The organism is Streptomyces sp. NBC_00582, assembly GCF_036345155.1.
Taxonomy (GTDB): domain Bacteria; phylum Actinomycetota; class Actinomycetes; order Streptomycetales; family Streptomycetaceae; genus Streptomyces.
On sequence record NZ_CP107772.1, the window covers coordinates 1,422,836 to 1,448,981 of the forward strand.

The window sequence follows — 26,146 nt, forward strand, 5'->3', positions numbered from 1 at the left end:
CATAAACGACGTTTATGAGTCCATAGACCGGACCCACGTACCGACTTAGGTATGCCTCAGCTTAGGCTTCCCCCGAGTCGATCTGTCGCCGCTCGAAGGGAACCTGATCATGCCCCGCCCCTTGCGGGTAGCCATCGTCGGAGCCGGCCCCGCCGGGATCTACGCCGCCGACGCGCTGCTCAAGTCCGATGCGGCCGCCGACCCCGGTGTCTCCATCGACCTCTTCGAGCGGATGCCGGCCCCGTTCGGACTGATCCGCTACGGCGTGGCCCCGGACCACCCCCGGATCAAGGGCATCATCACCGCCCTGCACCAGGTCCTCGACAAGCCGCAGATCCGTCTCTTCGGCAACGTCGACTACCCGTCCGACCTCAGCCTGGACGACCTGCGCGCCTTCTACGATGCGGTGGTCTTCTCGACCGGCGCGATGGCCGACCGCGAGCTGTCCATACCGGGCGTCGAGCTCGAGGGCTCCTACGGCGCCGCCGACTTCGTCTCCTGGTACGACGGCCACCCGGAAGTGCCGCGCACCTGGCCGCTGGAGGCCGAGAAGGTCGCCGTGCTCGGGGTCGGCAACGTCGCCCTCGACGTCGCCCGCGTCCTCGCCAAGACGGCCGACGAGCTCCTGCCCACGGAGATCCCGCAGAACGTCTACGACGGTCTGAAGGCCAACAAGGCGCTGGAGGTGCACGTCTTCGGCCGCCGTGGCCCGGCGCAGGCGAAGTTCTCCCCGATGGAGCTGCGGGAGCTGGACCACTCCCCGAACATCGAGGTCGTGGTCGACCCCGAGGACATCGACTACGACGAGGGCTCGATCGCGACCCGGCGCGGCAACAAGCAGGCCGACATGGTCGCCAAGACCCTGGAGAACTGGGCGATCCGCGACACCGGCGACCGCCCGCACAAGCTGTTCCTGCACTTCTTCGAGTCGCCCACCGAGATCCTCGGCGAGGACGGCAGGGTCGTCGGTCTGCGCACCGAGCGCACCGCCCTCGACGGCACCGGCAACGTCAAGGGCACCGGCGAGTTCAAGGACTGGGACGTCACCGCGGTCTACCGCGCGGTCGGCTACCTCTCCGAGAAGCTGCCCAAGCTGCCCTGGGACCTCGACTCGGGCACGGTGCCCGACGAGGGCGGCCGGGTCATCGAGGAGAGCGGCGCGCATCTGCAGTCGGTGTACGTCACCGGCTGGATCCGGCGCGGTCCGGTCGGCCTGATCGGCCACACCAAGGGCGACGCCAACGAGACGGTGGCGAACCTGCTGGACGACCACGCGCACGGCCGTCTGCACACCCCGTCCTCGCCGGAGCCGGAGGCCGTGGACGCGTTCCTCGCCGAGCGCGAGGTCCGCTTCACCACCTGGGAGGGCTGGTACAGGCTGGACGCCGCCGAGAAGGCGCTGGGCGAGCCGCAGGGCCGCGAGCGCGTGAAGATCGTCGAGCGCGAGGACATGCTGCGGGAGAGCGGCGCCTAGGCACCGGCCGTGGGAGGGACCCCGGGTATTCGGTGGGCGGCATGATCGCCGCCTGCTAGCTTCCCGGGGTGTTCTCCCTCCACGAACCTCCCCTGTTCACCCGGCTGCGCGAGGCGCGGCGGGTGCTCGTCGCCGGAGCGGGCGGCGGTTTCGACGTCTACGCGGGCCTGCCGCTGGCACTCGCCCTGCGGTCGGCCGGCAAGGACGTCCACCTCGCCAACCTGTCCTTCACCGAGCTGTACGGACTGCCCACCGAGGTCTGGCTGGAGCCGGACGTGGCGGCGGTGCGCCCCGACACCCCGGCGCGCGGCGACTACTTCCCCGAACACGCCCTGGCCCGCTGGCTGGAGGGGCAGGGGCTGCCCGCCACGGTGTACGCCTTCCCGCGCACCGGTGTGGCTCCGCTGCGGGACGCCTACCGGGCCCTCCTCGACCACCTCGGCGGCGTCGACGCCGTCGTCCTGGTGGACGGCGGCACGGACATCCTGATGCGGGGCGACGAGCACGGGCTGGGCACACCCGAGGAGGACATGGCCAGTCTGGCCGCCGTGCGGGCGCTCGACGAGGTCGAACACCGGCTGGTGGCCTGTCTGGGGTTCGGCGTGGACGCCTATCACGGCGTCAACCACTCCCTGGTCCTGGAGAACCTGGCCGCGCTGGACCGCGAGGGCGCCTACCTCGGCGCGTTCTCCCTGCCCCGGGACAGCCGCGAGGGGGCCCTGTACCTGGACGCGGTGGCGCACGCCCAGGCCTCGACGCCGGGGCATCCGAGCATCGTCAACGGCTCCGTGGCCGCCGCCGTGCGGGGCGAGTTCGGCGACGTGCGCTTCACCGAGCGCACCCGGAACGGCGAACTGTTCGTCAACCCGCTCATGTCGCTGTACTTCTGTGTGGACGCCGTGGGTCTGGCCCGCCGCAACCTCTATCTCGACCGTCTCACGGACACCGTCCTGATGCGCCAGATCAGCACCCGCATAGAGGAGTTCCGCGAGGAACTCCCCCTCGTGCGGCAGCCACGGGCGTTCCCCCACTGAGGCGGCGACCCGCGCGCACGGGTCAGCCGTCGTCGCGCGGGTGCGCCTCGATCACGTTGCCCTTCTGGTCGGCCTCCAGGTAGGCGCCGCCGTAGTCGTCGACGAGGTAGACGTTCATCGTCGGCGGGTCGTTGAAGATCGTGGACGCCGGGTTGATCACCAGATAGCGCATGGTGGGGTCGCTGATGTTGAGGGTCTTCCCGGCCTTCTCGAGCAGCCCGGGCACCGCGTCCCAGTTGAAGCTGTCCAGGTCGACCGGGGTCTCGCCGCTGGTCACGGTGCCACCGGGACCGTTCTTCACCGCCACGTCCCCGCCCCGGTACTCGTAGCGGTCGTAGAGCTTGGCGTTGCCTGCGACCGGGGCCTCGGCGATGGCGTACTCCGGGTACACCGTGAGGTCGGTGACCTTCGAGCCGCCCATGGCCGCCTTCAGCTTCTTCACGACCGTGCGGACCCCGTCCTCGGTGAGGAGGTCGAGCTTCTCCCCGGACTGGGCCGTACCGGACGAGGCGCTCGCGGAGGAGGACCCCGAACGGGCGCTCGCCGAGGCACCGGTGGAGGCACCGGCCCCGGAGGCACCGTCGTCCCCGCCCCCGCCGGTCAGCAGCGGGACCACGTTCCACACGAGGACACCGGTCAGGACGGTACCGGAGACGGCCAGGAGGACGGCGCTCGTACGGTTGCGGCGCGGCCGCGGCGGCACGCCCGAGGAAGGGACCGTCACGCCGCCGGGTGACAGGGTGGGAACGGACGGGGGCGGGGCGAGCTGATAGGAGGTCGGCGCGCCGGTGTACGCCGGGGCCTGGTCCGCGTAGGGAGTGACCGTCGCGGGCGACGGCGGCGGCCCGAAGCCCGCGGGCGGAGCCGGTGGGGCCCCGAATGCGACGGCGCCCCCGGCCGGAGGCCCGAAGACGCCCGGCGACGGGTCCGCCGGTGCCTCCCCCGTCGCCACGGCGAGCAGCCGGTCGACCTCCTCGGCGTCCGGGCGGGCCTGGGGGTCGCGGACCAGGAGAGCGGTGAGCAGACCGGTCAGCGGGCCCGCCTGCCGGGGCGGCGGCACCTCCTCGCCGAGTACGGCGGCCAGGGTGGCGAGCGTGCTGGAACGGCGCAGTGGGTGGTGGCCCTCCACGGCGACGTAGAGCAGCATCCCGAGCGACCAGAGGTCGGCGGAGGGGCCGCCGTCCTTGCCGGTGACGCGCTCCGGTGCCATGAAGTCGGGCGAGCCTATGACGGAGCCGGTGGCGGTGAGGCTGGTGGCCTCGCGCAGGGCGGCGATGCCGAAGTCGGTGAGCACCGGCCGTCCGTCGGGGCGCAGCAGCACGTTGGCCGGCTTCACGTCGCGGTGCTCGATGCCGACGGCGTGCGCGGCGCGCAGCGCGGACAGCACCTCGCGCCCCATGCGTGCGGCCTCGACCGGGGTCAACACGCCCTGCTGGAGCCGGTCCTGGAGCGAGCCGCCGGTGACCAGCTCCATCACGATCCAGGGGTACGTGTTCTCCCCGCCGTCGACGATGTGGTGGATGGTGACGACATTGGGGTGGTGGACGCGGGCGAGGGCGCGCGCCTCCCGCAGGACGCGCTCCCGCAGGGTGCGGGCGCCCTCCGGGTCGTATTCGGCCAGCGCCGGATCCGGCGGCCGTACCTCTTTCACGGCCACGTCACGGTGCAGTGCCAGGTCGCGGGCGCGCCACACCCACCCCATGCCTCCGCCCCCGAGCCGGTGCAGCAGCTCGAATCGGCCATCGACGACGCGTCTGTCGGGTTCCCCGGTGTTCATGGGGGGAGCTTAGGGGTAGACGCGGACGGTGGTGTGTCCGCCAAGGGGGGCACAGCGCGAATGGTCCGTCCCGGCACGGGCATGCTGTGAACGAGGTCACTTCCGGCGGGCCGTCGTGCCGGGACCGTTCCGGACTCGTCGCCCTCCCCCCACGAACGCCACGAAGGACATGTGCATTGGCTCTTACGTACCCTGACGCCCCCTCGGCCCGCCGTCCCGGCCGCTGCTGGACGATCCGTGTGGTCGGGCACCGCGACCGCAGCGCTTCGGTCACCTGCTCGTCGTCGTGCGCGATGCCGCCCCGCTCGCGGGACCTCGCGGCGCTGCGCCGCTTCGCGGAGGCCCACGCGGCCGCGCACGCCAGAGCGGCGGCGGTGCATCACGACGCCGCCTGCTGGTGCCGGCGCCAGCGGTGTGCGCTGCACGAGGGCACCCGGGTCAACTGCGCGGGGGCGGTGGTTCTCGTGATGCGGCACGATCCGGCGGTCGGCCAGGTGTGGACGCTCACCGAAGTGTGCTCCGCGTGCGCCCCGTTGATGCCTCACGCGCGGGTGCTGAGCCGTGCCGTCCCGCCGCCGCCCGCGCCCAGGGACGCGGAGCAGGAGGGCCGTGCCCGTCCCCCGTCGGCCACTCCCCCGACGGTGGCCCCGCCCCGCCTCGTCCCCGGCGGCTTCAGCGCGCCCTCGGGCCCCGGTCCCGGCCCCGACCGGGTGGGACCCCGCCGCCGTACGGCCACCGGACGCCGCGGCCGCGAGGGCACCGCCGACTGAAGGGGCCTTGGCGGGTACATGACACGCCGGGGGCAGCGCCCCCCGGCACACCTCGACCTCCGCGGGCCGTGACACACCGGGGGCAGCGCACCGCCCGGCACACCTCGACCTCCCCGGGGCATGACACACCGGCGGCAGCACACCCCCCGGCAGACCTCGGCCTCCGCAGGGCGAGCCGCCGGGCGGCAACGCCCACCCAGCCGACCTCGACCTCCCCGGGGCATGACACACCAAGCGGCAACACCCACCCGACACACCTCACCTTCGCGGGGCATGACACACCGACGGCAGCACACCGCCCAGCAGACCTCCGCCTCCCCGGGGGGCGAGCCGCCGGGCGGCAGCACCCACCCAGCCGACCTCGACCTCCCCGGGGCATGACACACCAAGCGGCAACGCCCACCTCACCTTCGCGGGGCCTGACACGCCGACGGCAGCACACCGCCCAGCAGACCTCCGCCTCCCCGGGGGGCGAGCCGCCGGGCGGCAACGCCCACCCAGCCGACCTCGACCTCCCCGGGGCATGACACACCAAGCGGCAACGCCCACCCGACACACCTCACCTTCGCGGGGCCTGACACACCGGGGGCAGCACACCGCCCAGCAGACCTCCGCCTCCCCGGGGCGAGCCGCCGGGCGGCAGCACCCACCCAGCCGACCTCGACCTCCCCGGGGCATGACACACCAAGCGGCAACGCCCACCCGACACACCTCACCTTCGCAGGGCATGACACACCGGGGGCAGCACACCGCCCAGCAGACCACCGCCTCCCCGGGGCGAGCCGCCGGGGGCCAGCGCCGACCCGGCACACCTCGACCTCCGCAGGGCGTACGCCGGGGCAGCGACCGGCAGGGGTCCGCGTGCTCGGCATCGCCCGGCGCGGCTCCCGCGCCTGCACCCGCCCGCCCGGTACGCCTTGGGTTCCGCGGGGCCGGGGGTCAGGAGCCGTAGCGGGACTGCGGGGGGATGCGCAGGGGGAGGGAGCCGAGGGGGCGTGGCGGGGGCGGGGGCAGGGGGGTCCCGAGGGGGCGGTCGGGGGTGGCGGGTGCCGCCATCAGTTCGGCGATGCGGGTGCCGCTGCGGCGGCCCTCCAGGTGGAGGCGTCCGACGTTCACCCGGTCGTCCGCGAGCAGCGTGAGCACGGCGGACGGGCCGGCCGCGTAGGTCGCGACATATCCGCCGGCGCCGCGGACGAGCAGTTCACGGAACGCGCCGCGCGCCGCGAGGTCGGCCATCCGGCGCCCCACGCCCAGCGCCGCCGCGGTGAGCGCCGCCAGCGCCTCCGCCTCGACGCCGGGCATGTCCCGGGCGAGCACGAGCCCGTCGGCGCTGGCCGCCAGCGCTCCACTGAGCTGCGGCACACGCGTGCGCAGCCGCTGGAGTTCGTTCAGTACCTCGGCCTCGACGGCCATGACCGTGTCCTTTCGGCGCGTGGGCGGCAGGAGCGGTGCAAGTGCGGGGCGGGGAAGGGCCGTTGACGCGACCCGGCGGTGCGGGAGTGCGTGGGGGTACGGGTGAACGAGAAAGTGCGGGTGACACCGAGGTTACGGAAAGTACCGGCCGCTGGGGACCCCTTTGGCATTTTCCGCTGGAACATGCTGCCCCTCGAGCGCGCGCGCCGATGCGCGATCAGGAGCCCCCGGCCCGGGTCCGCTCAGGCGGCGACGAGATCCGCCCACCGCGTGACCCCGCCGGAGTGGATCCGCTTGCCGTGCCGCGCGGCGAGGGCGTGGACGATCTGTTCGCCGCGGCCGTGCTCGTCGGGGTCGATGTCCGCGCGCGTCTGACCGGGCACGAGGGCCGGCCCCGCGTCCGTGACCTCCACCCGCAGGGTGCCGGCGCCCTCCCCGCGCATCCAGAAGAGCCGCAGCTCCGCCGGGGGCAGGGCGTGCACGATCGCGTTGGTGAGCAGCTCCGACACCACGAGGAGCGAGTCGTCGACGATGTCCCCCGACACCTTCCAGTCGGCGAGGACCTCCCCCACGCGCCGGCGTACGGCTGCGACGGCCCCGGGGACGGGCGGCAGCGGACACACGTGTTCCACTGTCTCCCGGGGCAGTATGCCGAGCTGTACCGCCATCTTCTCTCCTCCGGTGAATGCTGTCGGCCGATACCGGGCACCGGCACTCTTGCCGGACCTCAGTGCACGTTAGGGAGCAAAGGGGCAGAGGGTCAACGAATGCCGGTCGGCATTGCCGAACGCCGCCGCCGTCAGGTGATCGCGGGTCCGCCCGCAGCGGGGGCGAACCCCTCCCCGCGGTAATAGGCTCGGCTCATGACCGGCCCGGTCCAGTCGATCGAACGGGCGGCGGCGATCCTGCGTCTTCTCGCCGGCGGACCCCGTCGTCTCGGGCTCGGCGAGGTGGCGGCCTCGCTCGGGCTGGCGAAGGGCACCGCCCACGGCATCCTGCGCACACTCCAGCACGTGGACTTCGTGGAACAGGACCCCGCCACCGGAAAGTACCAGCTCGGGGCGGCCCTGCTGCATCTGGGCACCAGCTACCTCGACGTCAACGAACTGCGCTCGCGGTCCATCAACTGGGCCGACGCCCTCGCCGCCCGCAGCGGGGAGTCGGTCCGTCTCGGCACCCCGCTGGAGGGCAGGGTCCTCGTCGTCCATCACGTGTTCCGGCCGGACGACACCTTCCAGACGCTGGACGTGGGGTCGCTGCTGCCGCTGCACGCCTCCTCGCTCGGCAAGGTCCTGCTCGCCTTCGGCACCGCGCCCCTGGAGTCGGCCGTGGAATCGGGACTGGAGGCCTACACCCGGCACACCCTGGTGGACCGCGACCGCCTGGGCCGGGCGCTCGCCGAGACCCGGGAGCGCGGCTGGGCCGCCGAGGTGCAGGAGATGAGCATGGGGGAGGCCGGGGTCGCCGCGCCGATCCGCGGACACGGCGGTCTGGTGGTGGGCGCGATCGGGCTGTCCGGCCAGCTCGAGCGGGTGTGCGACCACCAGGGGCGTCCCCGGTCGAACCTGATCAACCTGCTGCGCGAGGCCGCACGGGCGATCTCCAGGGATCTGGGCGCGACCCGCTGGTGATCACCCTCCCCACAGACAGCGAGCAGACGGCGCCGGACGTCATCGGAAGGGAGACCCGATCATGGTCGAACGGTATGTGATGTCCATCGACCAGGGCACCAACTCCACCCGATGCATCCTCTTCGACCACCACGGACGGCTCGCCGCGGTGGCCCAGCGTGAGCACCAGCAGCACTTCCCCCGGCCGGGCTGGGTCGAGCACGACGCCGTCGAGATCTGGCGCAATCTTCAGCGGATCGTGCCCGAGACGCTGTCCGGCGCGGGGGTCGGCGCGCACGACATCGCCGCGATCGGCCTCGCCAACCAGCGGGAGACCACGGTGGTGTGGGACCGGAGCACGGGCGCCCCGCTGAGCCGGGCGATCGTCTGGCAGGACACCCGCACCGAACCGCTCGTCACGGCCCTCAGGAGCGACCCCGGGGACGAGTTCTTCCTGGACCGGTGCGGACTGCCCCCGTCGACGTACTTCTCCGCGCTGCGGCTGCGATGGCTGTTCGACCAGGTCGACGGGCTGCGGCGACGCGCCGAGGCCGGCGAGGTGCTGTGCGGCACGATGGAGAGCTGGCTGATCTGGAACATGACCGGCGGCCCGGACGGCGGGCTGCACATCACCGACGCCACCAACGCCAGCCGCACCATGCTGATGAACATCCGCACCCTGACCTGGGACGAGGAGCTGCTGGCGTTCTTCGGGGTGCCGCGCCCCATGCTGCCCGAGATCCGCTCCTCCGCCGAGTACTACGGCACCGCCCGTTCGCTCCTGCCCGGAGTGCACATCACGGCCGCCCTCGGGGACCAGCAGGCCGCCCTGTTCGGCCAGACCTGTTTCTCCCCGGGCGAGGCGAAGTGCACGTACGGGACCGGCAGCTTCCTGCTCCTCAACACCGGCGGCGACCTCGTCCGCTCCCGGCACGGGCTGCTCAGCACCGTCGCCTACACGATCGGGGAGCAGCCGCCGGTGTACGCCCTGGAGGGCTCCATCGCCGTCACGGGGTCGCTGGTGCAGTGGTTCCGCGACCGGCTGGGGCTGATCAACAGCGCGCCGGAGATCGAGACGCTCGCCCGCACGGTCGAGGACAACGGCGGCTGCTACATCGTCCCCGCGTTCTCGGGACTGTTCGCCCCGCACTGGCGCAGCGACGCGCGCGGGGTCATGGTCGGCCTCACCTCGTACATCACCAAGGGGCATCTGGCCAGGGCCGTGCTGGAGGCCACCGGCTGGCAGACGCGGGAGGTCGTCGACGCCATGAACGCCGACTCGTCGGTGGCCCTCAAGCAGCTCAAGGTGGACGGGGGGATGACGGCGGACAACCTGCTGATGCAGTTCGTCGCGGACGTCCTCGACGTGCCCGTGGTGCGGCCCATGGTCGCCGAGACGGTCTCCCTCGGCGCGGCCTACGCCGCCGGGCTGGCCGCCGGCTACTGGCCCGATCTGGAGGTCCTGCGCCGCAACTGGCACCGGGCGGCCCAGTGGATCCCGGACATGGACCCCGAACGGCGGGAGACGGAGTACGACAACTGGAAGCGGGCCGTCGAGCGGTCGCTGGGCTGGGTGAAACCGCCGAGGCCGCCGTGACCGGAGCCCGTTGGCCGTCGGCCCCGCCCCCGCTCGTCCGGACGGCTCCGCGCGCCGGGACCCGACGTCGGGCTGTCTGCGCCGCGTCCGCACTCCTATCGTGGAACGGCACACCGATGCCCGGCGCGAACCAGACAGGCAGGACATGAGGAAACCGCAGATCGACTACGCGGCGGTCTTCCGGGCCCTGCCCGGCATGGTGGCACTGCTCACCCCCGAGCTCGTGTACACCGACGCCAACGACGACTTCGTACGGCTGGCCGGGCGCACCCGCGAGCAGCTCGTGGGCCGCTACATCTTCGACGTCTTCCCCGAGAACCCCAACGATCCGGCGGCGGCCGGCCGGCGGGAGACCGAGACGTCGATGCTGCGCACGGTGGCGACCGGCGAGCGCGACACGATGGCGCTGCTCCGCTACGACATCGAGGACCCCGACCGGCCCGGTCAGTGGCAGGAGCACTTCTGGAGCCCGGTGAACGCGCCCGTCCTCGGCCCCGACGGGCAGGTGGAGCTGATCGTGCACCGGGTGGAGGAGGTCACCGATCTGATCCGTGCCTTCGGCGGGCCGGGCGACGACAGCCGGGCCCGGGTCCTGGAGGCCGAGCTGTACACCCGTGCGCGGGAACTGCAGGAGGTCAACGAACGGCTGCGCCGGGCGCACGCCCATGAGCGCGAGGTCGCCCTGGCCCTGCAGGCGGCGATGCTGCCCGCGCCGGGGCCGACCGGGGAGCACGCGGCGGCGGTGCGCTACCGGCCCGCGATCGGCGCGCTGAACGTGTGCGGCGACTGGTACGACCTCGCGGACCTGCCCGGCGGGAACCTCGCGGTCGCCGTCGGCGACGTGGTCGGCCACGGCCTGGCGGCGGCCTGTGTCATGGGGCAGCTGCGCAGCGCGCTGAGCGCGGCCTGCCGGGTCGCCGACGGCCCGGCGCAGGCGCTGGAGGCCCTCGGCCTGTACGCCCGCTCGGTCGAGGGAGCCGAGTCGACGACGGTCGTGACGACGTTCGTCGACTGGGACGCGCGCACCGTCACCTACAGCAGCGCCGGCCACCCGCCCCCGGCCCTGCTGCACCCCGACGGCTCCGTCCGGTTCCTCGACGGCGCCACCGATCCGCCGCTCGCGGCCCGACCCGAGCACCTCGCGCGCCCCGAGGCCCGTACGTCCTTCACCGAGGGCTCCACGCTCGTGCTCTACACCGACGGGCTGATCGAACGCCGTACGGAGGACATCGACACGGGTCTGGACCGGCTCGCCGACTCCCTGGCCCGCCACCGCGAGGACGATCCCGAGCACCTGGCCGACGCGCTGCTCACCGATCTCCTTCCGGCGACCGGCAACACCGACGACACCGCCCTCATCGTCATCCGTCTCTGACCCGACTCCGGCCCGCGGCCCTGCGGCGCGGGACCATCGGGGGCAGAGTGGAAGGAGGAGCACATGTGACCTCAGGAGGCGGGAGCAATGTCGCATCCCATGCCTGCCCCGGTCCGGGTGACCGCACGGCTCGACGCACCCCTGTCGCGCTGGCTGTGGCTGGTCAAATGGATCCTGGTGATCCCGCACCTCATCGTGCTGTTCTTCCTGTGGATCGCCTTCACGGTGGTCGGGGTGATCGCCTTCTTCGCGATCCTGTTCACCGAGAAGTACCCGCGTGCCCTGTTCGACTTCAACCTGGGCGTGCTGCGCTGGAGCTGGCGGGTCGCCTACTACGCGTACAACGCGCTGGCCACCGACCGCTACCCGCCGTTCAGCCTGGGCGAGGAGCCCGACTACCCGGCCCGGCTGGACATCGTCTACCCCGAGCGGCTCTCCCGGGGCCTGGTCCTGGTGAAGTGGTGGCTGCTGGCCATCCCGCACTACATCGTCCTGGGCTTCTTCGTCGGCGGCTGGGGATACGGCTGGTGGAACGGCGGTCTGGTGCCTTTCCTGGCGATCGTCGCGGCCGTGGTCCTGCTCTTCACCGAGAAGTACCCGCGGGACCTGTTCGACCTGATCGTCGGTCTCAACCGCTGGGTGCTGCGGGTCGCCGCCTACGTCACCCTGATGACGGACGCCTATCCCCCGTTCCGCCTGGACATGGGCGGCCGGGACCCCGACGACGTCCTGCCCTGAGGGCTCCGCGGCTTCGCCCCCGAGTCCGCCGGCCCTGCCCGGACGGTTCTGACGGCTGATCACGTTCCTTGCGATGCTGTGATCCATTTGTGAGCTTCTGATTCACGGAGGATCATTCGTGTCGTTACTCCCTTCCGTCGCCGCACGCCCGAAGCGGCGCGGCCGACTCGCCGTCGGTGTCCTCGCCACCGCCCTGTTCGCCCAGTTGCTCGGCGGGACGTCCGTCGCCGCACCGGCACCGCGGCCCCTGTCCTGGCAGCCCTGTGCGTCGCCGTACGGCGAGGGCGCCTTCGAGTGCGCCACCGCCACGGTCCCCGTCGACTGGGAGCGGCCAAGAGGCGAGACCCTCGACCTGGCGCTCGTCCGTCATCGCGCCACCGACCCGGAGCACCGGATCGGCTCGCTGCTGATCAACCCGGGCGGCCCGGGCGGCTCGGGGGTGGAGTTCGCGTTCGGCGCGCCCCACTCCTTCTCGCCCGAGCTCCTGGAACGCTTCGACATCGTGGGCCCCGACCCTCGAGGCATCGGTCTCAGCAACCCGGTGACCTGCGACGAAGAGCTGATCGCCGCCCAGGAGTCCCTGCTCTACCCGGACAGCGGATCGTCCTTCGCCGCCCTGCGCCGGACGAACGGCGCGCTCGGGGACGACTGCCGCGCCCGCACCGGGTCCCTCGTCGGGCACATGGACTCCACGAGCGTCGCCCATGACCTGGACGCGATCCGCGCCGGCCTCGGCGAGGAGCGGATCAGCTACTACGGCGTCTCGTACGGCACCGCCCTCGGCCAGCGGTACGCCGAGCTCTACCCGCGGCACGTCCGCGCGATGACCCTGGACTCCGTCATCGACCACAGCCTGGACGCCTGGACCCTCCAGAAGACCAGGGCGGTCGCGATGGAGGAGACGTTCGGGCAGTTCGCCGACTGGTGCGCCCGCACCACGTCCTGCGCGCTCCACGGCCGCGACGTCCGGGCCCTGTTCGACTCGTTGTACCGGCGCGCCGCGGCCGGTGAACTGGGCGACGGGGGCGACTACGTCTTCACCGACGAGCATCTTCAGGATTTGTCCCTCAAGTTCCTGTACACCACCGCCGACTGGTTCCGGTTCGCCGAGTTCCTGGCCGACCTGGACACCCCGGACCCCGCCGAGGCGCGCCCCTCCCTGCGGCAGCGGGCGGAGGCCGCGCCGTACGCGTACGTCCCGGTGCTCTGCCAGGACTTCGACCTCCATGTCCCGTCGTACGCCACGCTCGCCGGCTACCAGCGGCGGCTCGCCCGGATCGCCCCCGTCACCCGGTTCAGCACGCTCGCCTGGGGGGATCTGACCGGCTGCCAGGGCTGGCCCGCGCCGGTGACCAACCCGCAGCACGCCACGGCCGTCGACGGCACCCCGCCGATCCTGGTCACCAACAGCCGTTACGACGTGGCCACCCCGCACGCCTGGGGTGCCGGCGCCGCCCGTCAGATCGGCCGCGAGGCGGTGTTCCTCACGTACGACGGCGTCGGCCACGGCGACTACTGGGCGAGTCCCTGCGCGCGCGACGCCATCGACACCTACCTGATCTCCCTGGAGACCCCCCGCGACGGCACGCACTGCCCCGCCGTCTGGCCGACCGGCGCCTCGGCCCGGTCGCAGCAGTCCCCGGGGGACGATCTCGTCAACCCGCCGGCCGCCCTGCCGAGCACCGGCGCGCGCGACTGATCCGGACGCACCTCACGCCGGCGCGGGGGCATCCGTCCGTCGTCGTCCGCCGTGCCCTCGGACGGTGAGGGCGCGGCGAGGTCAGCGCAGGGCCCCCTTCGTGGCGTCGGCGATGAAACCGCGGGCGAAGAAGGTGAACACCATCACCAGCGGGATCACCGACAGCAGCACCCCGGACATCACCATGCTGTAGTCGGTGGAGTGGCCGGCGTAGAGCTGGGCGAGCGCCACCTGGAGGGTGAGCTTGTCCGGGTTGACCAGCATCACCAACGGCAGGATGTAGTCGTTCCAGGCGCCGATGAAGGTGTAGATGCCGAGGAACGCCAGCGCCGGGCGGACGCACGGCAGCACCACGTGCCAGTACTGGCGGAAGAACCCGGCGCCCTCGATGCGGGCGGCGTCGAGGAGTTCGTCGGGGACGCTGGTGGAGGTGTACTGGCGCATCCAGAAGATGCCGAAGGCGTTCGCCGCGGCGGGCACGATCAGCGCCTTCAGGGTGCCCAGCCAGCCGAGCTGCACCATGATCTCGTACTGCGGGATGATCGCGAGCTGGGTCGGCAGGATGTACATCGACAGCAGCACACCGAAGAGGAACTTCTTCGCGGGGAACTCGTACTTGGCGAAGGCGAAGGCGGCCAGCGAGTCGAAGAACAGCACCAGCGCGGTCGTGCAGACCGCGACGATCATCGTGTTGCCCAGCGACCCGAAGAAGTCCATCTTCGCGAACAGGTGCCGCAGGTTGGTGAGCAGGTTGTCGCCGAACCACAGCTTCGGGGGGTAGCTGTAGATGTCCTGCGAGGTGTTCGTCGCCATGACGACGATCCAGTAGAACGGGAACACCGAGACGACGACGCCGGTCATCAGGATCGCGTGGACGCCGAAGCCCCGCAGGCGCTTGCGGTTCAAGCCGTTCATGGCCGTCGCTCCTTACGCTGCACCAGCCACCAGTTGAGGGCGACGATGAGCAGGATCAGCAGGAAGAAGGCCCAGACGATCGCGGCGCCGTAGCCGAAGTCGTTGTTGTCGAAGGCCTGGTGGTAGAAGTACAGGAGGGTGGTCAGGCCCGCCTGGCCCGGTCCGCCGGAGTTGGGGTTGGTGGACGCGTCGCTGCCGAACAGCACCTGGGGTTCGGTGAAGCTCTGCAGACCGGTGACGGTGGAGATCACCACGCTGAACAAAATGATGGGCCGCAGCAGCGGGATCGTGATCGAGAAGAAGATCCGCACCGGGCCCGCCCCGTCCATCCGGGCCGCCTCGTAGAGCTCCGAGGGGATCGCCTGGAGGCCTGCCAGATAGATGATCGCGTTGTAGCCGGTCCACTGCCAGGTCATCAGCGCCGCGATGACCAGCTTGATCGTCCACTCGTTGCTCATCCAGGGCACGGCCGACAGGTGCAGACCCCTGAGGATGGCGTTGATCAGGCCGAAGTTGTTGCTGAAGACCGCGCCGAAGAAGATAGCGATGGCCACCAGCGAGGTGATGCTGGGGATGAACAGACAGACCCGGTAGAACGCGGTGAACCGCTTGGTGGAGTTCACCAGCACCGCGAGGACCAGGGCCATGAAGAGCATCGGCACGGTCGACAGCACCCAGATGACCAGGGTGTTGCGGATGGACATCCAGAACACCGGGTCGTCCCACAGGAAGCGGAACTGCTGGAGCCCGACGAACTGCATCTCCCCGATGCCGTCCCACTTCTGGAACGCCAGATACACGGTGTAGAGCACCGGGAAGAGCATGAAGACCGAGAAGATCAGGTAGTACGGCGAGATCGCGAGGTACTGCGGCCAGTGCCTGAGGACCCGCCGGCGCGGCCCGGGCCGGGCCGCGGCCGACACCGGCCGGATCCGGGGGGCGCGCCGCCCCGGACCGCGCGAGGGGTCCGGAGCGGGCTGCCCGAGGGGGCCGGTGTCGGGTCCGGAGGTCGGTCCGGTGGGTGCCGGACCGGCTACCGGGCTTGACGACATGTCACTTCACTCCCTGCCGCTGGGCGATCTGCTTGGCCTGGCCGACCGCGTCCTTCCAGGCCTCGTCCGGGTCCTTGCCCTTGGCCTCGATGCTGGTCAGCTCGCTGTAGTACGGCGCGGAGACCGCCGCGTCGGCCGGGGCCTCGTAGGCGGCGGGGATCTTCTGGGCCGCCGGGCCGAAGATCTCGATGGTCTTCTGGCCGCCGAAGAACGCGTCCCCGCCGGTCAGCGCGGGCAGCTTGTAGGCGGCCGGCGCGGTCGGGAAGAGGGCGGCGTCGGTGAAGCCGCGGGCCTGGTTCTCCGGGCTGAGGATCCAACTGATGATCTTGAAGGCTTCCTCGGGGTTGCCGCTGGTCGCGGGGATGGCGAGGAAGGACCCGCCGAGGTTGGACGGTCCGCCGGGCAGGCTCGCCACCCGCCACTTGCCCTTGGTGCCGGGGGCGGCGTTGCTGATGTCGAGGGCGTGCCAGGCGGCGCCGATCTCGGTGCCGAGGGTGCCGTTGCCGATGGCGGCGTTCCAGGTGTTGTCGTTGATCTTCGCGTCGATGCCGAGGCTGTAGGGCTTCACGGCGGTGGTCCAGGCGGTGCGGATGTGGTCCTGGTCGCCGATGAACTTGTTGTCCTCGTCGATGAAGCGCCGGGTGCCCTGGCCGACGATCATCGAGAACACCGAGCCGATGTTGTTGATCAGGTACGTCTTCGGCACGGCCTTGTGGAGTTCGACGCCGGCCTTGAAGTAGTCGTCCCAGGTGGCCAGTTGGGCGGAGACCTGGGTGGGGTCGGTGGGCAGGCCCGCCTTGGCGAAGAGGTCCTCGCGGTAGAACGTGGCGCAGGGGCCGATGTCGATGGGGAAGCCGATGAGCTTGCCGTCCTGGGTGGTGGCCTGCTTCAGCTTCCACGCCAGGTAGTCGGGGGCCAGCTTCTTCGCGCCGACCGTGTTCAGGTCGACGAACCGGTTGGCGTTGGGGAGGAAGGAGGCGATGTCCTCGCCCTTGATGCCGGTGATGTCGGGGGCGGTCTGCGCGGCCCGCAGACCGGTGAGCAGCTTGGTCTTGAAGTCGCCGCCGACCACGGAGGTCTTCAGGGTGATGTCGGAGAAGTGGGTCTTGGCGTCCGCCACGACCTTGTCGCTCAGTCCGCCGGCCCAGTACCAGAACGTCAGGTTCTTGCTGTCCTTGCTGCCGCTCGACGCCGAGCCGCCGCCGCACGCTGCGGTGGCGCCGGCCGCGGCGGCCGTCAGTACGGCGGCCTGAAGGAATCGTCTGCGGGAAAGGTCCACGATCTTCTCCTAGATCTCGGCGGGTTCGGCGTGTCCGGCATGTCCGGCAGGACCTGTGTCGGGGCCGTGGTGGGGGCACGGCGGGGAGGCCGGGTGGCTGAAGAGCATCGGCGTGGGTGGAACCCTTCAGCCACCCGGGGTGCGTGACCTGGTCCTCTCAGACGGTGCCGACGCGTCCGAGACGGCGGAACGCGCCGTTCATCCGCTTCGGCCGACCGGAGTGGGGTCCGGACCTGGCTCCGAATTACGCAAGAGAGTGCACCCGGTGAGCGAGTTTGACAAGGGTCAAGCGAGTATCGAGACATTCATGCGCGACTTTGCTTGAGTTTGGCGAGTTCACGAGTATGGTTCGCCGCATGCTCCCTGACCGAAGACACCAGCTGATCCTGCGCTCCCTGCGCGCGGACGGGCCCACCTCGGTGGCCGCCCTGGCCGAGAGGGTCGGGGCGAGCCAGGCCACGATCCGCCGTGACCTCGCCCAACTGGAGGACGAGGGCCTGCTCAAACGGGTCTACGGCGGCGCCGCTCCCGTCGTGGGCGAGGACGATCCGTTCGCGGACGTGGCCGGCGTGCGGGTCGAGGCAAAGGACGCCCTGGCGGCCTGGTGCGCAAACCTCGTCAAGGACGGCGAGACCGTGCTGCTCGACATTGGCACCACGGCCCACCGGGTGGCCCGGCAGCTGCACGGCCGGTCCCTCACCGTGATCACCAGCAACCTGGCCGTGTACGAGGAGCTCCAGGACGACAAGGACGTCCAGCTGATCCTGCTCGGCGGGGTGGTCCGGCGCGACTACCGCTCCCTGGTGGGCTTCCTCACCGAGGACAACCTGCGGCAGGTCCACGCCGACCGGCTGTTCCTCGGCACCAGCGGGGTCCGCCCCGACGGGCAGGTGCTGGACACCACCGCCGTGGAGGTCCCGGTCAAACGGGCGATGATCGCCGCCAGCGCGCAGGTGGTCCTGGTCGCCGACGCCGGCAAGTTCCCCGGCACCGGGATGGCCCGGGTGTGCGGGCCCGAGGACCTCGACGTGGTGGTGACCAACGCGCCCGGCGAGGAGAAGACCTGCGCACGGCTGCGCGAGGCGGGGGTCGAGGTGGTCGAGGTATGAGCACGGTGACGCACGGATGAACGAGGTGGTCGGCGTATGAGACTCACGATCCTGGGCGGCGGGGGCTTCCGCGTCCCGCTGGTGTACCGGGCGCTGCTGGGCGACCGCGGCGCGGGGCGCGTCACCGAGGTGACCCTGTACGACCTGGACGCCGCCCGGCTGGCGATCATCCGCAAGGTCCTCGCCGACCAGGCGGCCGGGCACCCCGATCCGCCCGTCGTCACCGTCACCACCGATCTGGACGAGGCGGTCACCGGGGCCGACTTCGTCTTCTCCGCGATCCGCGTCGGCGGACTGGCCGGCCGGGCCGCGGACGAGCGGATCGCCCTGGAGGAGGGCGTCCTCGGCCAGGAGACCGTCGGCGCCGGCGGCATCTCCTTCGGCCTGCGCACGGTCCCGGTGGCCGTCGCCATCGCCCGCCGGGTCGCCGCGCTGGCGCCGGACGCCTGGGTCATCAACTTCACCAACCCGGCGGGCCTGGTCACCGAGGCGATGACGGCGCACCTCGGCGACCGGGTGATCGGGATCTGCGACTCCCCGGTGGGCCTCGGCCGCCGGGTGGCCGGGGCGCTCGGCGTCGCACCGGCCCGCGTCCGCCTCGACTACGTGGGCCTCAACCACCTGGGCTGGCTGCGCGGTCTGTACGCCGAGGGCCGCGACCTGCTGCCGTCCCTGCTCGCCGACGAGGGAGCGCTGACCTCGTTCGAGGAGGGCAGGCTCTTCGGCGCCGACCTGCTGCGCACCCTCGGCGCGCTGCCCAACGAGTATCTGCACTACTACTACTTCAGCCGTGAGTCGGTCAGCTCCGCACGCGCCGCCGAGCAGACCCGGGGCGCCTTCCTCCACTCGCAGCAGCAGCGCTTCTACGACGCCCTGGCCCCCTCCCCGGGGCACCCCGCGCCCCGCGCCGCCTGGAACGCCTGGGACGCCACCCGGCTGGAGCGCGAGACGACCTACATGGCGGAGAACCGCGAGGCCGTCGGCATGGGCGAACGCGACTCCTGCGACCTGGAGTCCGGCGGCTACGAACAGGTCGCCCTGGCCCTGATGCGGGCCATCGCGCTCGACGAGCGGGCGACCCTCATCCTCAACGTCCGCAATCGGGGGCGGATCCCCGTCCTCGACGACGACGCCGTCATCGAGGTCCCCTGCCATGTCGACGCCAACGGCGCCCACCCCATCGCCGGGGCCGCGCTGCCCGACCACGGCACGGGCCTGGTGTGCTCGGTCAAGGCCGTCGAACGCGCGGTGATCCACGCCGCGACGACCAACGAGCGCGCCCACGCGGTGCGGGCGCTGACCATCCACCCGCTGGTCGACTCGTACGCCGTCGCCAAGCGGCTGCTGGACGCCTACCAACGGCACTTTCCCGAGCTGGCCTATCTGGGCGGCTGAGGGCACGGGGCGTACGGCGGCCAGGGCCCGCCCCGACGCGGATGGAGGGCGGGTCCTGGCCGTCGAGGTCGATTCTCCGGGGCGTGGCGCCGGGTGCCCACGGGTGCGCGGACGGCGACCGTGGTGAGCGGCGGCCACCCCGTGCGCGGGGCGCACACCCCGTACGCATGTGCGGGGTCGAGGCGTGACGGCGGGCCCGGTGGGGAAGGGGCATCCCGAAGCGGGCCGGGCCCGGCCCCGCGTGATCAAGCACACCCCGGGGCGCGCGATACTGGCCCTTGGCCCATCGCTCTCGTCCACCGCTCACGAACGGACTCATGCACATCTCCGCGACCGCCCCGCCCACCACGCCCTCCACGGTCTGGCTCGGCCGTGGCCGCCACACCGGTCCCACCGCGCCGGACGTGCTGCGCACCCACCTGCGGGCGCTCAAGGACGGCGAGAGGCTCCAGGACTTCCGGGAGCTGCCCGACAGCGAGACCGCCGAGGGCGAGTCCGCGTTCGAGGCGCGCTGGCATGTACCCGACGACATCACCGTGCGGGCCAGGCTGAAACTGGCGGAGTGGTCGGGCCGGGGTCAGGAGTGGACGCTGGTCGCGGAGGCCGAGCGGCCCTGGGACCCGCGGTGGCCCTCGCCCGCCGAGATGTTCTGGCCATGGGAGACGGACTCCGCGTGGGGCCAGGAGACCGTGACCGGTCTGCGCTTCCTCGACGTCAACCCGCTCCCGGCCGACGACAAGGATCTGCGCCGCACGCTGAGGGCCGCCCTGCGCGACACCTGGACCGTCGACGTCGTCGTCCACGAGGCGATGACGCCCGACGAGCGGGGCCGGCGCCCGCTGGTCTCCCTGCTGCCGCCGGGCCTGCACCACCGGGTGGTCGAACACCGAGCGGCGCCGCACCAGCTACGGACCGTGAACTGGGCCCTGAAGGACTTCGGGGTCGAGGTCCCGCGCGGCGGTGCGCTGGTGCTGCCCGGCAGCCCCGCGCCGGACGGGTACGACGCCGGGTCCTTCTCGGTGCGCAGCGTCTTCCTGGACGGCTCGCATCCGACCGAGGTGCTGGACGCCGTACGGCGCTACGTCGCGCTGCCCGCGCCGCTGCCCGAGGGCGGCGACGCCGCGCTCACCCTGCTCCGGGAGAAGTGGCAGTTGCTCACCCTGGAGGAGGAACTCGCCCGGGAACGCGAGCTGGTCGCCATGTACAAGGAGGCCCTGGCGGCGATGACCGAATCCCGGGACCTGTACCGGGAGGCGGCCGAGCAGGCCCACGAGGCGCTGGCCGCCTACCGTGACGCGGCGGCCGAGGCCGGGGTCGAACCGCAGGCGCCGACGGCACCGGCGAAGAAGAGCGGCTCCCCCTTCCAGCAGTGGGGCCGGACCCTGGAGCGCCTCAAGGAGACCACCATGGGCCTGCGTCCGGCGTCGTCCGCCGATTCCGACGGGCCCGAGGAGGCCTCCGACCGGTAGCCGGTCGCCCCGGCCCCGCCGTAAGCGGAGGACGAACGACCGGAAACAGGCTCCTTCTTGTGAGGTAATCCCGCCGGAAAAGGGGAATTCGGGAACCGAAATCGGGGAAATCGACTCAGGGGCGCACCTGCGCGCGACGGACCCCGGAGGGAGGGCCCGTGGACACGACCACCACGCTCGTCATCGTCGCCGCGACACTCGCCGCGGCCCTGCTCGCGTGCGCCGCCGCGGTGCTGGTCCGGTTGGTCCGCACCCGCCGGGACCTCAGACGCGCCGGCCTGCCCACCGGCCCGCGCTGGGTGTTCTGGGGCGCGGTCCTGTACTTCGTGCTCCCGGCCGATCTGCTGCCCGATCCGGTCTACCTCGACGACATCGGTGTCCTGCTGCTCGCCCTGCGCTCCCTGCGCCGTGTCCCCGACTCCGTGGGCACCCCAACTGACCGTATTTGAAGACGTTTTCACCCCCCGTTCGGCACATCTCCCCTGCTCCGCGCCCTGTTGGGATCCGAACTCGCCGATGATCACGGAGAGTAAGGAAACCAACCACCCGTTCGATTCGTATAAGTGACTGAAGGTCGCACGTAATGCAGCGGGCCCGAGTGACGTCGCACAGCGGCACCGCTTGATCGAGGCAGTACCGACGAGGGAGAGAACATGCAACCGTTCGCGCTCAACTACGCACGCCCTGCGGCGGAGTTGGAGTTCGCAACTCCGTACGCCTATGACCCCGGACTGCAGTTGAACGTACTCCTCGACGGCCGTGTCGCCGCTCGTGACCACGCCCTGCTCAGAGAACTGGGGACCACCACCTCCACCGCGGGTTCCAAGACCCACTTCGACGACTGAGCACGGGCCGCGCAAGATGACCGTGCTCATCCTGACCTGCGAAGAGGACGTCACGGCGGACATGGTGGTCGTGCACCTGAACGCCGCGGGCGTCCCGGTCGTCCGGCTCGATCCGGCCGATCTGACCAGCACCGTCGCCCTGTCGGGCGAGTACGTCCACGGTGCGTTCCGGGGTCATCTGTCCTCGGCCGGCCGGCTGGTGAGCCTGGACGGACTGCGGTCCGTGTGGGTGCGCCGGCCGGGCGTCGCGGCGGCGCGGGCGGCCCAGCCGTCCGCATGGCTCACGGAAGAGGCCTCGCAGGCCCTCTACGGCATGCTCCGGGGCACCGGCGTGCGCTGGATGAACCATCCGGACGCGTCCGTGCGCGCCCGGCACAAGCCGTGGCAGCTGCGGCTCGCGCAGCGCAGCGGGCTGCCCGTGCCCGCGACCCTCATCACGACCTTCCCGCAGGCGGCGCGGGATTTCGCGGAGCGCTACCCGGACCTGGTGGTCAAGCCGGTGTCCGGGGCGCATCCGCAGGACCCGCCGCGCGCGGTCCCCACCACCAGGGTGCCGCCCGGCGCCGACTTCGCGGCCGTGGCCTACGGTCCGACGCTGCTGCAGCGCCGGGTGGCCAAGCGGGCCGACATCCGGCTGACCGCGGTGGGCGAGCGGATCCTCGCCGCCCGCAAGGACACGGCCCCGGGCGCCGACCCGGACGTGGTGGACGTGCGGTACGCGCCCTCCACCACGCCGTGGCGCCCCGCCGACGTACCGCCCCGGCTCGCCGACGCCGTACGGACGTATCTGCGCGAGGCGGAACTGGCCTACGGCGCCTTCGACTTCGCGGAGGACGCCGACGGCACCTGGTGGTTCCTGGAGTGCAACCAGTCCGGGCAGTTCGGCTTCGTGGAGGTGGACACCGGTCAGCCGATCGCGCGCACCATAGCGGAGTGGCTGGCCGGCCCCGCCCCGATACCGGGCCCCCGGTCCGCCGACCGGTGCGGCTCGGCGGCCTCCTGAGCGGACGCGGCGCGGCCGGGACCCCGGGCGGGGGTCCCGGCCGCGCCGGTCACCGCTCAGACGGCGAGCGACAACCCCTCGCCGGCCGCCGCACCCCGCGAGGCGAGGAGGGCGTCCGCCGCGGCGAGCGCCTCCTCCACGTCGGACGTGCCCATCAGGACACAGAGCGTGTAGGTCACGTCACGCAGTTCCCGGGCCGTCTCCGGCCGCTCCCGCTCCGCCTGAGCGATCCTCAGCGTCGCGTACCGGGTCAGCAACGTCCTGGCGACCTTGGGGTCCGGAACGATCACGAGCGCCCCTCTCTTCGGTTGTTGCGCTGCGTGTGCCCGGACCTGGGCGAGTCATGCGCACGAGGCACACACGTCACCCTCCGGGGGCACGATCGCGCCACGCGGGTTCGTGCCGTACGTAACGCGGGTGCGCACACAGAGTCACGCGGGTCGCACGCTCGGACACGTGAACGACGAGGAGGACACCCGGATGGACGAGGCGCCCCCGGCCGCCGTGACGCTCCGCTCCCTGTTGGCCTTCGAGGACGGTGACGCGCTGCGCCTGCTGTGCGCGCCCGACGCTCCCGACACCGCGGTCCGGCGGATCGCGGTCGGCCTGGACGATCTGAGCCCGGGCCAGGAGGGTGCCCTGCTGCTGGCCGTGGGGGCGCCGCCGGACGCCGGGACCGTCCGGGAGGCCGCCCGGCGGGGTGCGGTCGCCGTCGTGCTGGGCGCGGCGGACGAGCGGCTCGTGCCGGTGGCCCGCGGGGCGGGCGTCGCGCTGCTGGTCCGCGCCGAGGGCACCGACTGGGCGGAGACCGCGGCGCTGCTGCGCTCGGCGCTGTCGTACGCCGGCGTCGGCCGCGACGCCGGGGAGCCGCCGCACGGCCCGCAGGCCGCGTCCTCGCTGGCGGTGCTGGCGGCGCGCGTCGCGGCATACGTGAAGGGCTCGATCACCGTCGAGGACACCCGGTTGCGGGTCCTCGCCCACTCGGCGACCGGGGACGGCGCGGACGCCCTGCGCCGCACGGTGATCCTCGGCGGGCGGGTGCCGGACTGGCGGGTGGCCGAGCTGCGCCGCAGCGGCCTGCTGCGTGCCCTGTGGACCTCGCCCGACGTCATCCACCGGCCCGCCGACGGTGACAGTCCCGAACGGCTGGTGGTCGCCGTGCGCAGCGGCCGGGAGGTGCTCGGGTCGATCTGGGCGGCCGCGGACGGGGGAGCCCTGGCCCCGGACGCCGCCCGCCATCTGCGCACGGCCGCCGCCCTCGCCGCTCCCCTGCTGGTGCGCGAGCGGCTGCGGGAGAGCGGCACGGCACACCGCCGGGAGACCGCGCTGCGCGGTCTGCTGCACGGCCTCGGGGACCGCCGTACGCACGCCTGGTCGCTGGGGCTGTCCCCGGACGCGCCCTGCGCGGTGGTGGTGGCCGAACGGCGGTCCGCCGGACCGGCCGACGACCGGTCCCTGGACCTGCTGGTCCTGGAGATGTCGGCGCACCGCCCCGGCACCGGTGTCCTGCGCGAGGGCGACCGGCTGGCGCTGCTGCTCACCGGGGAGGGCACCGCGGGGGACCATGAGCGGACCGTACGGTCCGTGGCGCGAGACCTGGACGCGGCCCTGTCCTCGCTGCCGGACGCGGGAGCGGTGTGGCTGGGCGTCGGCCCGGTCGTGCCGCCGGAGCGGGCCGCCGCCTCGCACGAGCGGGCCGTGCTGGTCGTGCGGGCGCTGCGGGAGCGGGAGGCGCGGGCGCTGGCGGCGGGGCGGCCCCGGCCGGCCCGGTTCTCGGACGCGGCCGGGGTCGGCGCGTCGCTGGAGGTGCTGCGGGTCCTGGACGCGGCCCGACCGGTGTGGGAGTCGGGCGAGGGGCCGGTGCCCGAGCTGGTCCGCTCGGACCTGGCCTCGGGCGGGGAGCTGCTGCGGACGCTGGCGGTGTGGTTCGAGGCGGGGCACGACGTCCGGGAGGCGGCCCGTCGGCTCCTCGTGCATCCCAACACCCTGCGCTACCGGCTGGGCCGGGTCGGGGAGCGGTACGGCGTGGACCTGGACGATCCCGACACCCGGCTGCTGCTCGCCCTCGCGGTCCGGCTGGCGGTTCCGCCCCCGGGCTGAGCCTGTCCGGGGACACAAGGGTTCCGGTTGTCTTCGTGCGGGGCTCCAAAGACGCGGGGCCCCCGCGGGGGCGAACCTGGAGGTGTCCCGCCCCTGATGCGAAGGAGACCCGGACGTGTCGTTCTCCACCGACAAGGTCGCGCTCGCCGTACGGCAGGCCGTCGCCGACGGACTGCTCACGGAGGACCGGCCCGTGGCCGGCTTCCTCGACGTCCGGGGGATCCGCGAGAGCGTCGCCGCGCTGCACGAGGCGTTCGCGGGCGTGCCGGACGTGCTGCACGCCTTCGCGGCCAAGGCCTGCCCCCTGGTGCCGGTGCTGCGGCTGCTCGCCGACGCGGGGATGGGCTGCGAGGTGGCGAGCCCCGGTGAGCTTCGGCTGGCGCTGGACGCGGGCTTCGCACCGGCGCGGATCGTGCTGGACTCGCCCGCCAAGACCCGCGGGGAGATCCGCGAGGCGCTGGAGCTGGGCGTGGCGCTGAACGCGGACAACCTCGCCGAGCTCGACCGGATCGACGCACTGCGCCCCGACGACTGCCGTTCCGTGCTCGGGCTGCGGGTCAATCCCCAGGTCGGCAGTGGCTCGATCGGCGCGATGAGCACCGCGACCGCCCACTCCAAGTTCGGGGTGGCCCTGCGGGACGCGGGGGCCCGGGAGCGGGTCGTCGAGGCGTACGTACGGCGGCCGTGGCTGACCCGGCTGCACGCGCACGTCGGTTCGCAGGGCTGCCCGCTGCCGCTGATCGCGCAGGGGCTCGCGGAGCTGCACCGGCTCGCCGAGGAGATCAACGCCCGCGTGGGCCGCCGCCAGGTCACCAGTCTCGACCTGGGCGGCGGGCTGCCGGTGAACTTCACCGACGACTGCGTCACGCCGACCCACGCCGCGTACGTGGCCGCGCTCACCGCCGTGGAGCCGGCCCTGCTGGACGGCCGCTACCGGCTGGTGACCGAGTTCGGCCGCTCCCTGCTCGCCAAGAACGGGGTCACGGCCGCGCTCGTCGAGTACGTCAAGGAGGCGGGCGGCCGCCGGATCGCCCTCACCCACGCCGGTGCCCAGGTGGCGACCCGGACGGTGTTCATGCCGGAGTCCTGGCCGCTGCGGGTCACCGCGTACGGTCCGGACGGCACGCCCCGGCGGGGCCCGCTGGTGCCGTACGACGTCGCCGGTCCGCTCTGCTTCGCCGGGGACGTGGTCGCGCACGAACACCCGCTGCCCGAGCTCGCCGAGGGCGATCTGCTGGCCCTGCACGACACCGGCGCGTACTACTTCTCGGCGCCCTGGGCGTACAACAGCCTGCCGCGGCCCGCCGTGTACGGGTGCCTGTTCGAGGACGACGGCGTCACGTTCGCCACGGTCCGCCCCGCCCAGTCGCCGCGCGAGATCTCCCTGGAGAACGGCCTGGACCGGGCGGACGCCCTGCTGACGGGGTTCTCCGCGCCCTCGCTGCGCTGAACCGGGGGGTGTCCCCGGCGCGGACCGGTGTGCGAAGCTCGC

At 72.4% G+C, this 26,146-nt stretch carries 23 protein-coding genes; 16 read left to right on the forward strand and 7 right to left on the reverse strand.

Annotated elements, in window-relative coordinates:
• Window positions 1-109 precede the first annotated feature (109 nt).
• Window positions 110-1,474 carry an FAD-dependent oxidoreductase gene (locus tag OG852_RS05810; protein WP_330347274.1) on the forward strand — a complete coding sequence of 455 codons (1,365 nt, stop codon included), beginning with the start codon at window positions 110-112 and terminating at the stop codon, window positions 1,472-1,474.
• A 68-nt stretch (window positions 1,475-1,542) separates the two neighbouring features.
• Entirely contained in the window at window positions 1,543-2,508 is a 966-nt protein-coding gene (locus OG852_RS05815) for a DUF1152 domain-containing protein (protein WP_133915989.1), read from the forward strand.
• Between the two features lie 22 nt (window positions 2,509-2,530).
• Here the strand turns inward: OG852_RS05815 and OG852_RS05820 are convergent, their stop codons facing one another.
• A complete protein-coding gene (locus OG852_RS05820) occupies window positions 2,531-4,285 on the reverse strand; it encodes a serine/threonine-protein kinase (protein ID WP_330347275.1) in 1,755 nt (584 codons plus the stop codon).
• 176 nt (window positions 4,286-4,461) lie between these two features.
• Here OG852_RS05820 and OG852_RS05825 point away from each other — a divergent pair, with 176 nt between their 5' ends.
• Complete coding sequence (locus OG852_RS05825) at window positions 4,462-5,055, forward strand: hypothetical protein (RefSeq protein WP_330347276.1); 594 nt, start codon at window positions 4,462-4,464, stop codon at window positions 5,053-5,055.
• Between the two features lie 939 nt (window positions 5,056-5,994).
• On the opposite strand, the gene OG852_RS05830 is transcribed toward OG852_RS05825, so the two are convergent.
• Complete coding sequence (locus OG852_RS05830; RefSeq protein WP_133915987.1) at window positions 5,995-6,468, reverse strand: roadblock/LC7 domain-containing protein; 474 nt, start codon at window positions 6,466-6,468, stop codon at window positions 5,995-5,997.
• Between the two features lie 242 nt (window positions 6,469-6,710).
• Window positions 6,711-7,136, reverse strand: coding sequence for an ATP-binding protein (locus OG852_RS05835; RefSeq protein ID WP_133915986.1), 426 nt, complete (start codon window positions 7,134-7,136; stop codon window positions 6,711-6,713).
• A 195-nt stretch (window positions 7,137-7,331) separates the two neighbouring features.
• Between OG852_RS05835 and OG852_RS05840 the strand changes: the two genes are divergently transcribed.
• From OG852_RS05840 to OG852_RS05860, 5 genes are all read left to right on the forward strand, one after another.
• A complete protein-coding gene (locus OG852_RS05840; RefSeq protein ID WP_133915985.1) occupies window positions 7,332-8,099 on the forward strand; it encodes an IclR family transcriptional regulator in 768 nt (255 codons plus the stop codon).
• 61 nt (window positions 8,100-8,160) lie between these two features.
• Window positions 8,161-9,675 (forward strand): glycerol kinase GlpK, encoded by a 1,515-nt coding sequence (gene glpK / locus OG852_RS05845; protein WP_330347277.1) that lies wholly within the window; start codon window positions 8,161-8,163, stop codon window positions 9,673-9,675.
• 145 nt (window positions 9,676-9,820) lie between these two features.
• The gene (locus tag OG852_RS05850; RefSeq protein ID WP_133915983.1) at window positions 9,821-11,050 is read left to right on the forward strand and encodes a PP2C family protein-serine/threonine phosphatase; all 1,230 of its coding nucleotides are present in this window, start codon (window positions 9,821-9,823) and stop codon (window positions 11,048-11,050) included.
• A gap of 99 nt (window positions 11,051-11,149) precedes the next feature.
• A complete protein-coding gene (locus OG852_RS05855; RefSeq protein ID WP_330347278.1) occupies window positions 11,150-11,788 on the forward strand; it encodes a DUF4389 domain-containing protein in 639 nt (212 codons plus the stop codon).
• 118 nt (window positions 11,789-11,906) lie between these two features.
• Window positions 11,907-13,487: an alpha/beta hydrolase gene (locus OG852_RS05860; protein WP_330347279.1), complete on the forward strand. Its 1,581-nt coding sequence runs from the start codon at window positions 11,907-11,909 to the stop codon at window positions 13,485-13,487.
• An 81-nt stretch (window positions 13,488-13,568) separates the two neighbouring features.
• On the opposite strand, the gene OG852_RS05865 is transcribed toward OG852_RS05860, so the two are convergent.
• The 3 genes from OG852_RS05865 to OG852_RS05875 are packed head-to-tail and all read right to left on the reverse strand — an operon-like array spanning window position 13,569 to window position 16,733.
• Complete coding sequence (locus OG852_RS05865) at window positions 13,569-14,402, reverse strand: carbohydrate ABC transporter permease (protein WP_330347280.1); 834 nt, start codon at window positions 14,400-14,402, stop codon at window positions 13,569-13,571.
• A complete protein-coding gene (locus OG852_RS05870; RefSeq protein ID WP_330347281.1) occupies window positions 14,399-15,454 on the reverse strand; it encodes an ABC transporter permease subunit in 1,056 nt (351 codons plus the stop codon). The genes OG852_RS05865 and OG852_RS05870 overlap by 4 nt, the downstream gene beginning before the upstream one ends.
• A gap of 1 nt (window position 15,455) precedes the next feature.
• Window positions 15,456-16,733, reverse strand: a complete 1,278-nt coding sequence (locus OG852_RS05875) for an extracellular solute-binding protein (protein WP_330347282.1) — start codon at window positions 16,731-16,733, stop codon at window positions 15,456-15,458.
• Between the two features lie 317 nt (window positions 16,734-17,050).
• On the opposite strand from OG852_RS05875, the gene OG852_RS05880 reads away from it, so the two are divergent.
• The 6 genes from OG852_RS05880 to tgmB all read left to right on the forward strand — a co-directional run bounded on the left by OG852_RS05880 (window position 17,051) and on the right by tgmB (window position 22,554).
• Window positions 17,051-17,842: a DeoR/GlpR family DNA-binding transcription regulator gene (locus OG852_RS05880; RefSeq protein ID WP_443064508.1), complete on the forward strand. Its 792-nt coding sequence runs from the start codon at window positions 17,051-17,053 to the stop codon at window positions 17,840-17,842.
• A 36-nt stretch (window positions 17,843-17,878) separates the two neighbouring features.
• Complete coding sequence (locus tag OG852_RS05885) at window positions 17,879-19,237, forward strand: 6-phospho-beta-glucosidase (protein ID WP_133915976.1); 1,359 nt, start codon at window positions 17,879-17,881, stop codon at window positions 19,235-19,237.
• Window positions 19,238-19,554: 317 nt separating this feature from the next.
• Window positions 19,555-20,706 carry a hypothetical protein gene (locus tag OG852_RS05890; protein ID WP_133915975.1) on the forward strand — a complete coding sequence of 384 codons (1,152 nt, stop codon included), beginning with the start codon at window positions 19,555-19,557 and terminating at the stop codon, window positions 20,704-20,706.
• A 158-nt stretch (window positions 20,707-20,864) separates the two neighbouring features.
• On the forward strand, window positions 20,865-21,155 hold the full coding sequence (locus OG852_RS05895) for a DUF1232 domain-containing protein (protein WP_133915974.1): 291 nt from the start codon (window positions 20,865-20,867) through the stop codon (window positions 21,153-21,155).
• 204 nt (window positions 21,156-21,359) lie between these two features.
• Window positions 21,360-21,551, forward strand: coding sequence for a putative ATP-grasp-modified RiPP (tgmA, locus tag OG852_RS05900; protein ID WP_055632657.1), 192 nt, complete (start codon window positions 21,360-21,362; stop codon window positions 21,549-21,551).
• Window positions 21,552-21,567: 16 nt separating this feature from the next.
• Window positions 21,568-22,554 (forward strand): ATP-grasp ribosomal peptide maturase, encoded by a 987-nt coding sequence (gene tgmB / locus OG852_RS05905; RefSeq protein WP_133915972.1) that lies wholly within the window; start codon window positions 21,568-21,570, stop codon window positions 22,552-22,554.
• 56 nt (window positions 22,555-22,610) lie between these two features.
• Here the strand turns inward: tgmB and OG852_RS05910 are convergent, their stop codons facing one another.
• Complete coding sequence (locus OG852_RS05910) at window positions 22,611-22,844, reverse strand: DUF5133 domain-containing protein (protein ID WP_133915971.1); 234 nt, start codon at window positions 22,842-22,844, stop codon at window positions 22,611-22,613.
• 166 nt (window positions 22,845-23,010) lie between these two features.
• On the opposite strand from OG852_RS05910, the gene OG852_RS05915 reads away from it, so the two are divergent.
• On the forward strand, window positions 23,011-24,654 hold the full coding sequence (locus tag OG852_RS05915) for a PucR family transcriptional regulator (protein ID WP_330347284.1): 1,644 nt from the start codon (window positions 23,011-23,013) through the stop codon (window positions 24,652-24,654).
• Between the two features lie 115 nt (window positions 24,655-24,769).
• A complete protein-coding gene (locus OG852_RS05920; RefSeq protein ID WP_133915970.1) occupies window positions 24,770-26,104 on the forward strand; it encodes a diaminopimelate decarboxylase in 1,335 nt (444 codons plus the stop codon).
• The last annotated feature ends 42 nt before the right edge of the window (window positions 26,105-26,146 follow it).

What these genes read in the sequence shown, in the direction of transcription:
- OG852_RS05840 (WP_133915985.1), top strand. Translation starts at nt 7,332, where the DNA reads ATGACCGGCCCGGTCCAGTCGATCGAACGGGCGGCGGCGATCCTGCGT.
- tgmA (WP_055632657.1), top strand. Translation starts at nt 21,360, where the DNA reads ATGCAACCGTTCGCGCTCAACTACGCACGCCCTGCGGCGGAGTTGGAG.
- glpK (WP_330347277.1), top strand. Translation starts at nt 8,161, where the DNA reads ATGGTCGAACGGTATGTGATGTCCATCGACCAGGGCACCAACTCCACC.
- OG852_RS05890 (WP_133915975.1), top strand. Translation starts at nt 19,555, where the DNA reads ATGCACATCTCCGCGACCGCCCCGCCCACCACGCCCTCCACGGTCTGG.
- tgmB (WP_133915972.1), top strand. Translation starts at nt 21,568, where the DNA reads ATGACCGTGCTCATCCTGACCTGCGAAGAGGACGTCACGGCGGACATG.
- OG852_RS05855 (WP_330347278.1), top strand. Translation starts at nt 11,150, where the DNA reads ATGCCTGCCCCGGTCCGGGTGACCGCACGGCTCGACGCACCCCTGTCG.
- OG852_RS05850 (WP_133915983.1), top strand. Translation starts at nt 9,821, where the DNA reads ATGAGGAAACCGCAGATCGACTACGCGGCGGTCTTCCGGGCCCTGCCC.
- OG852_RS05870 (WP_330347281.1), bottom strand. Translation starts at nt 15,454, where the DNA reads ATGTCGTCAAGCCCGGTAGCCGGTCCGGCACCCACCGGACCGACCTCC.
- OG852_RS05835 (WP_133915986.1), bottom strand. Translation starts at nt 7,136, where the DNA reads ATGGCGGTACAGCTCGGCATACTGCCCCGGGAGACAGTGGAACACGTG.
- OG852_RS05885 (WP_133915976.1), top strand. Translation starts at nt 17,879, where the DNA reads ATGAGACTCACGATCCTGGGCGGCGGGGGCTTCCGCGTCCCGCTGGTG.
- OG852_RS05865 (WP_330347280.1), bottom strand. Translation starts at nt 14,402, where the DNA reads ATGAACGGCTTGAACCGCAAGCGCCTGCGGGGCTTCGGCGTCCACGCG.
- OG852_RS05830 (WP_133915987.1), bottom strand. Translation starts at nt 6,468, where the DNA reads ATGGCCGTCGAGGCCGAGGTACTGAACGAACTCCAGCGGCTGCGCACG.
- OG852_RS05820 (WP_330347275.1), bottom strand. Translation starts at nt 4,285, where the DNA reads ATGAACACCGGGGAACCCGACAGACGCGTCGTCGATGGCCGATTCGAG.
- OG852_RS05810 (WP_330347274.1), top strand. Translation starts at nt 110, where the DNA reads ATGCCCCGCCCCTTGCGGGTAGCCATCGTCGGAGCCGGCCCCGCCGGG.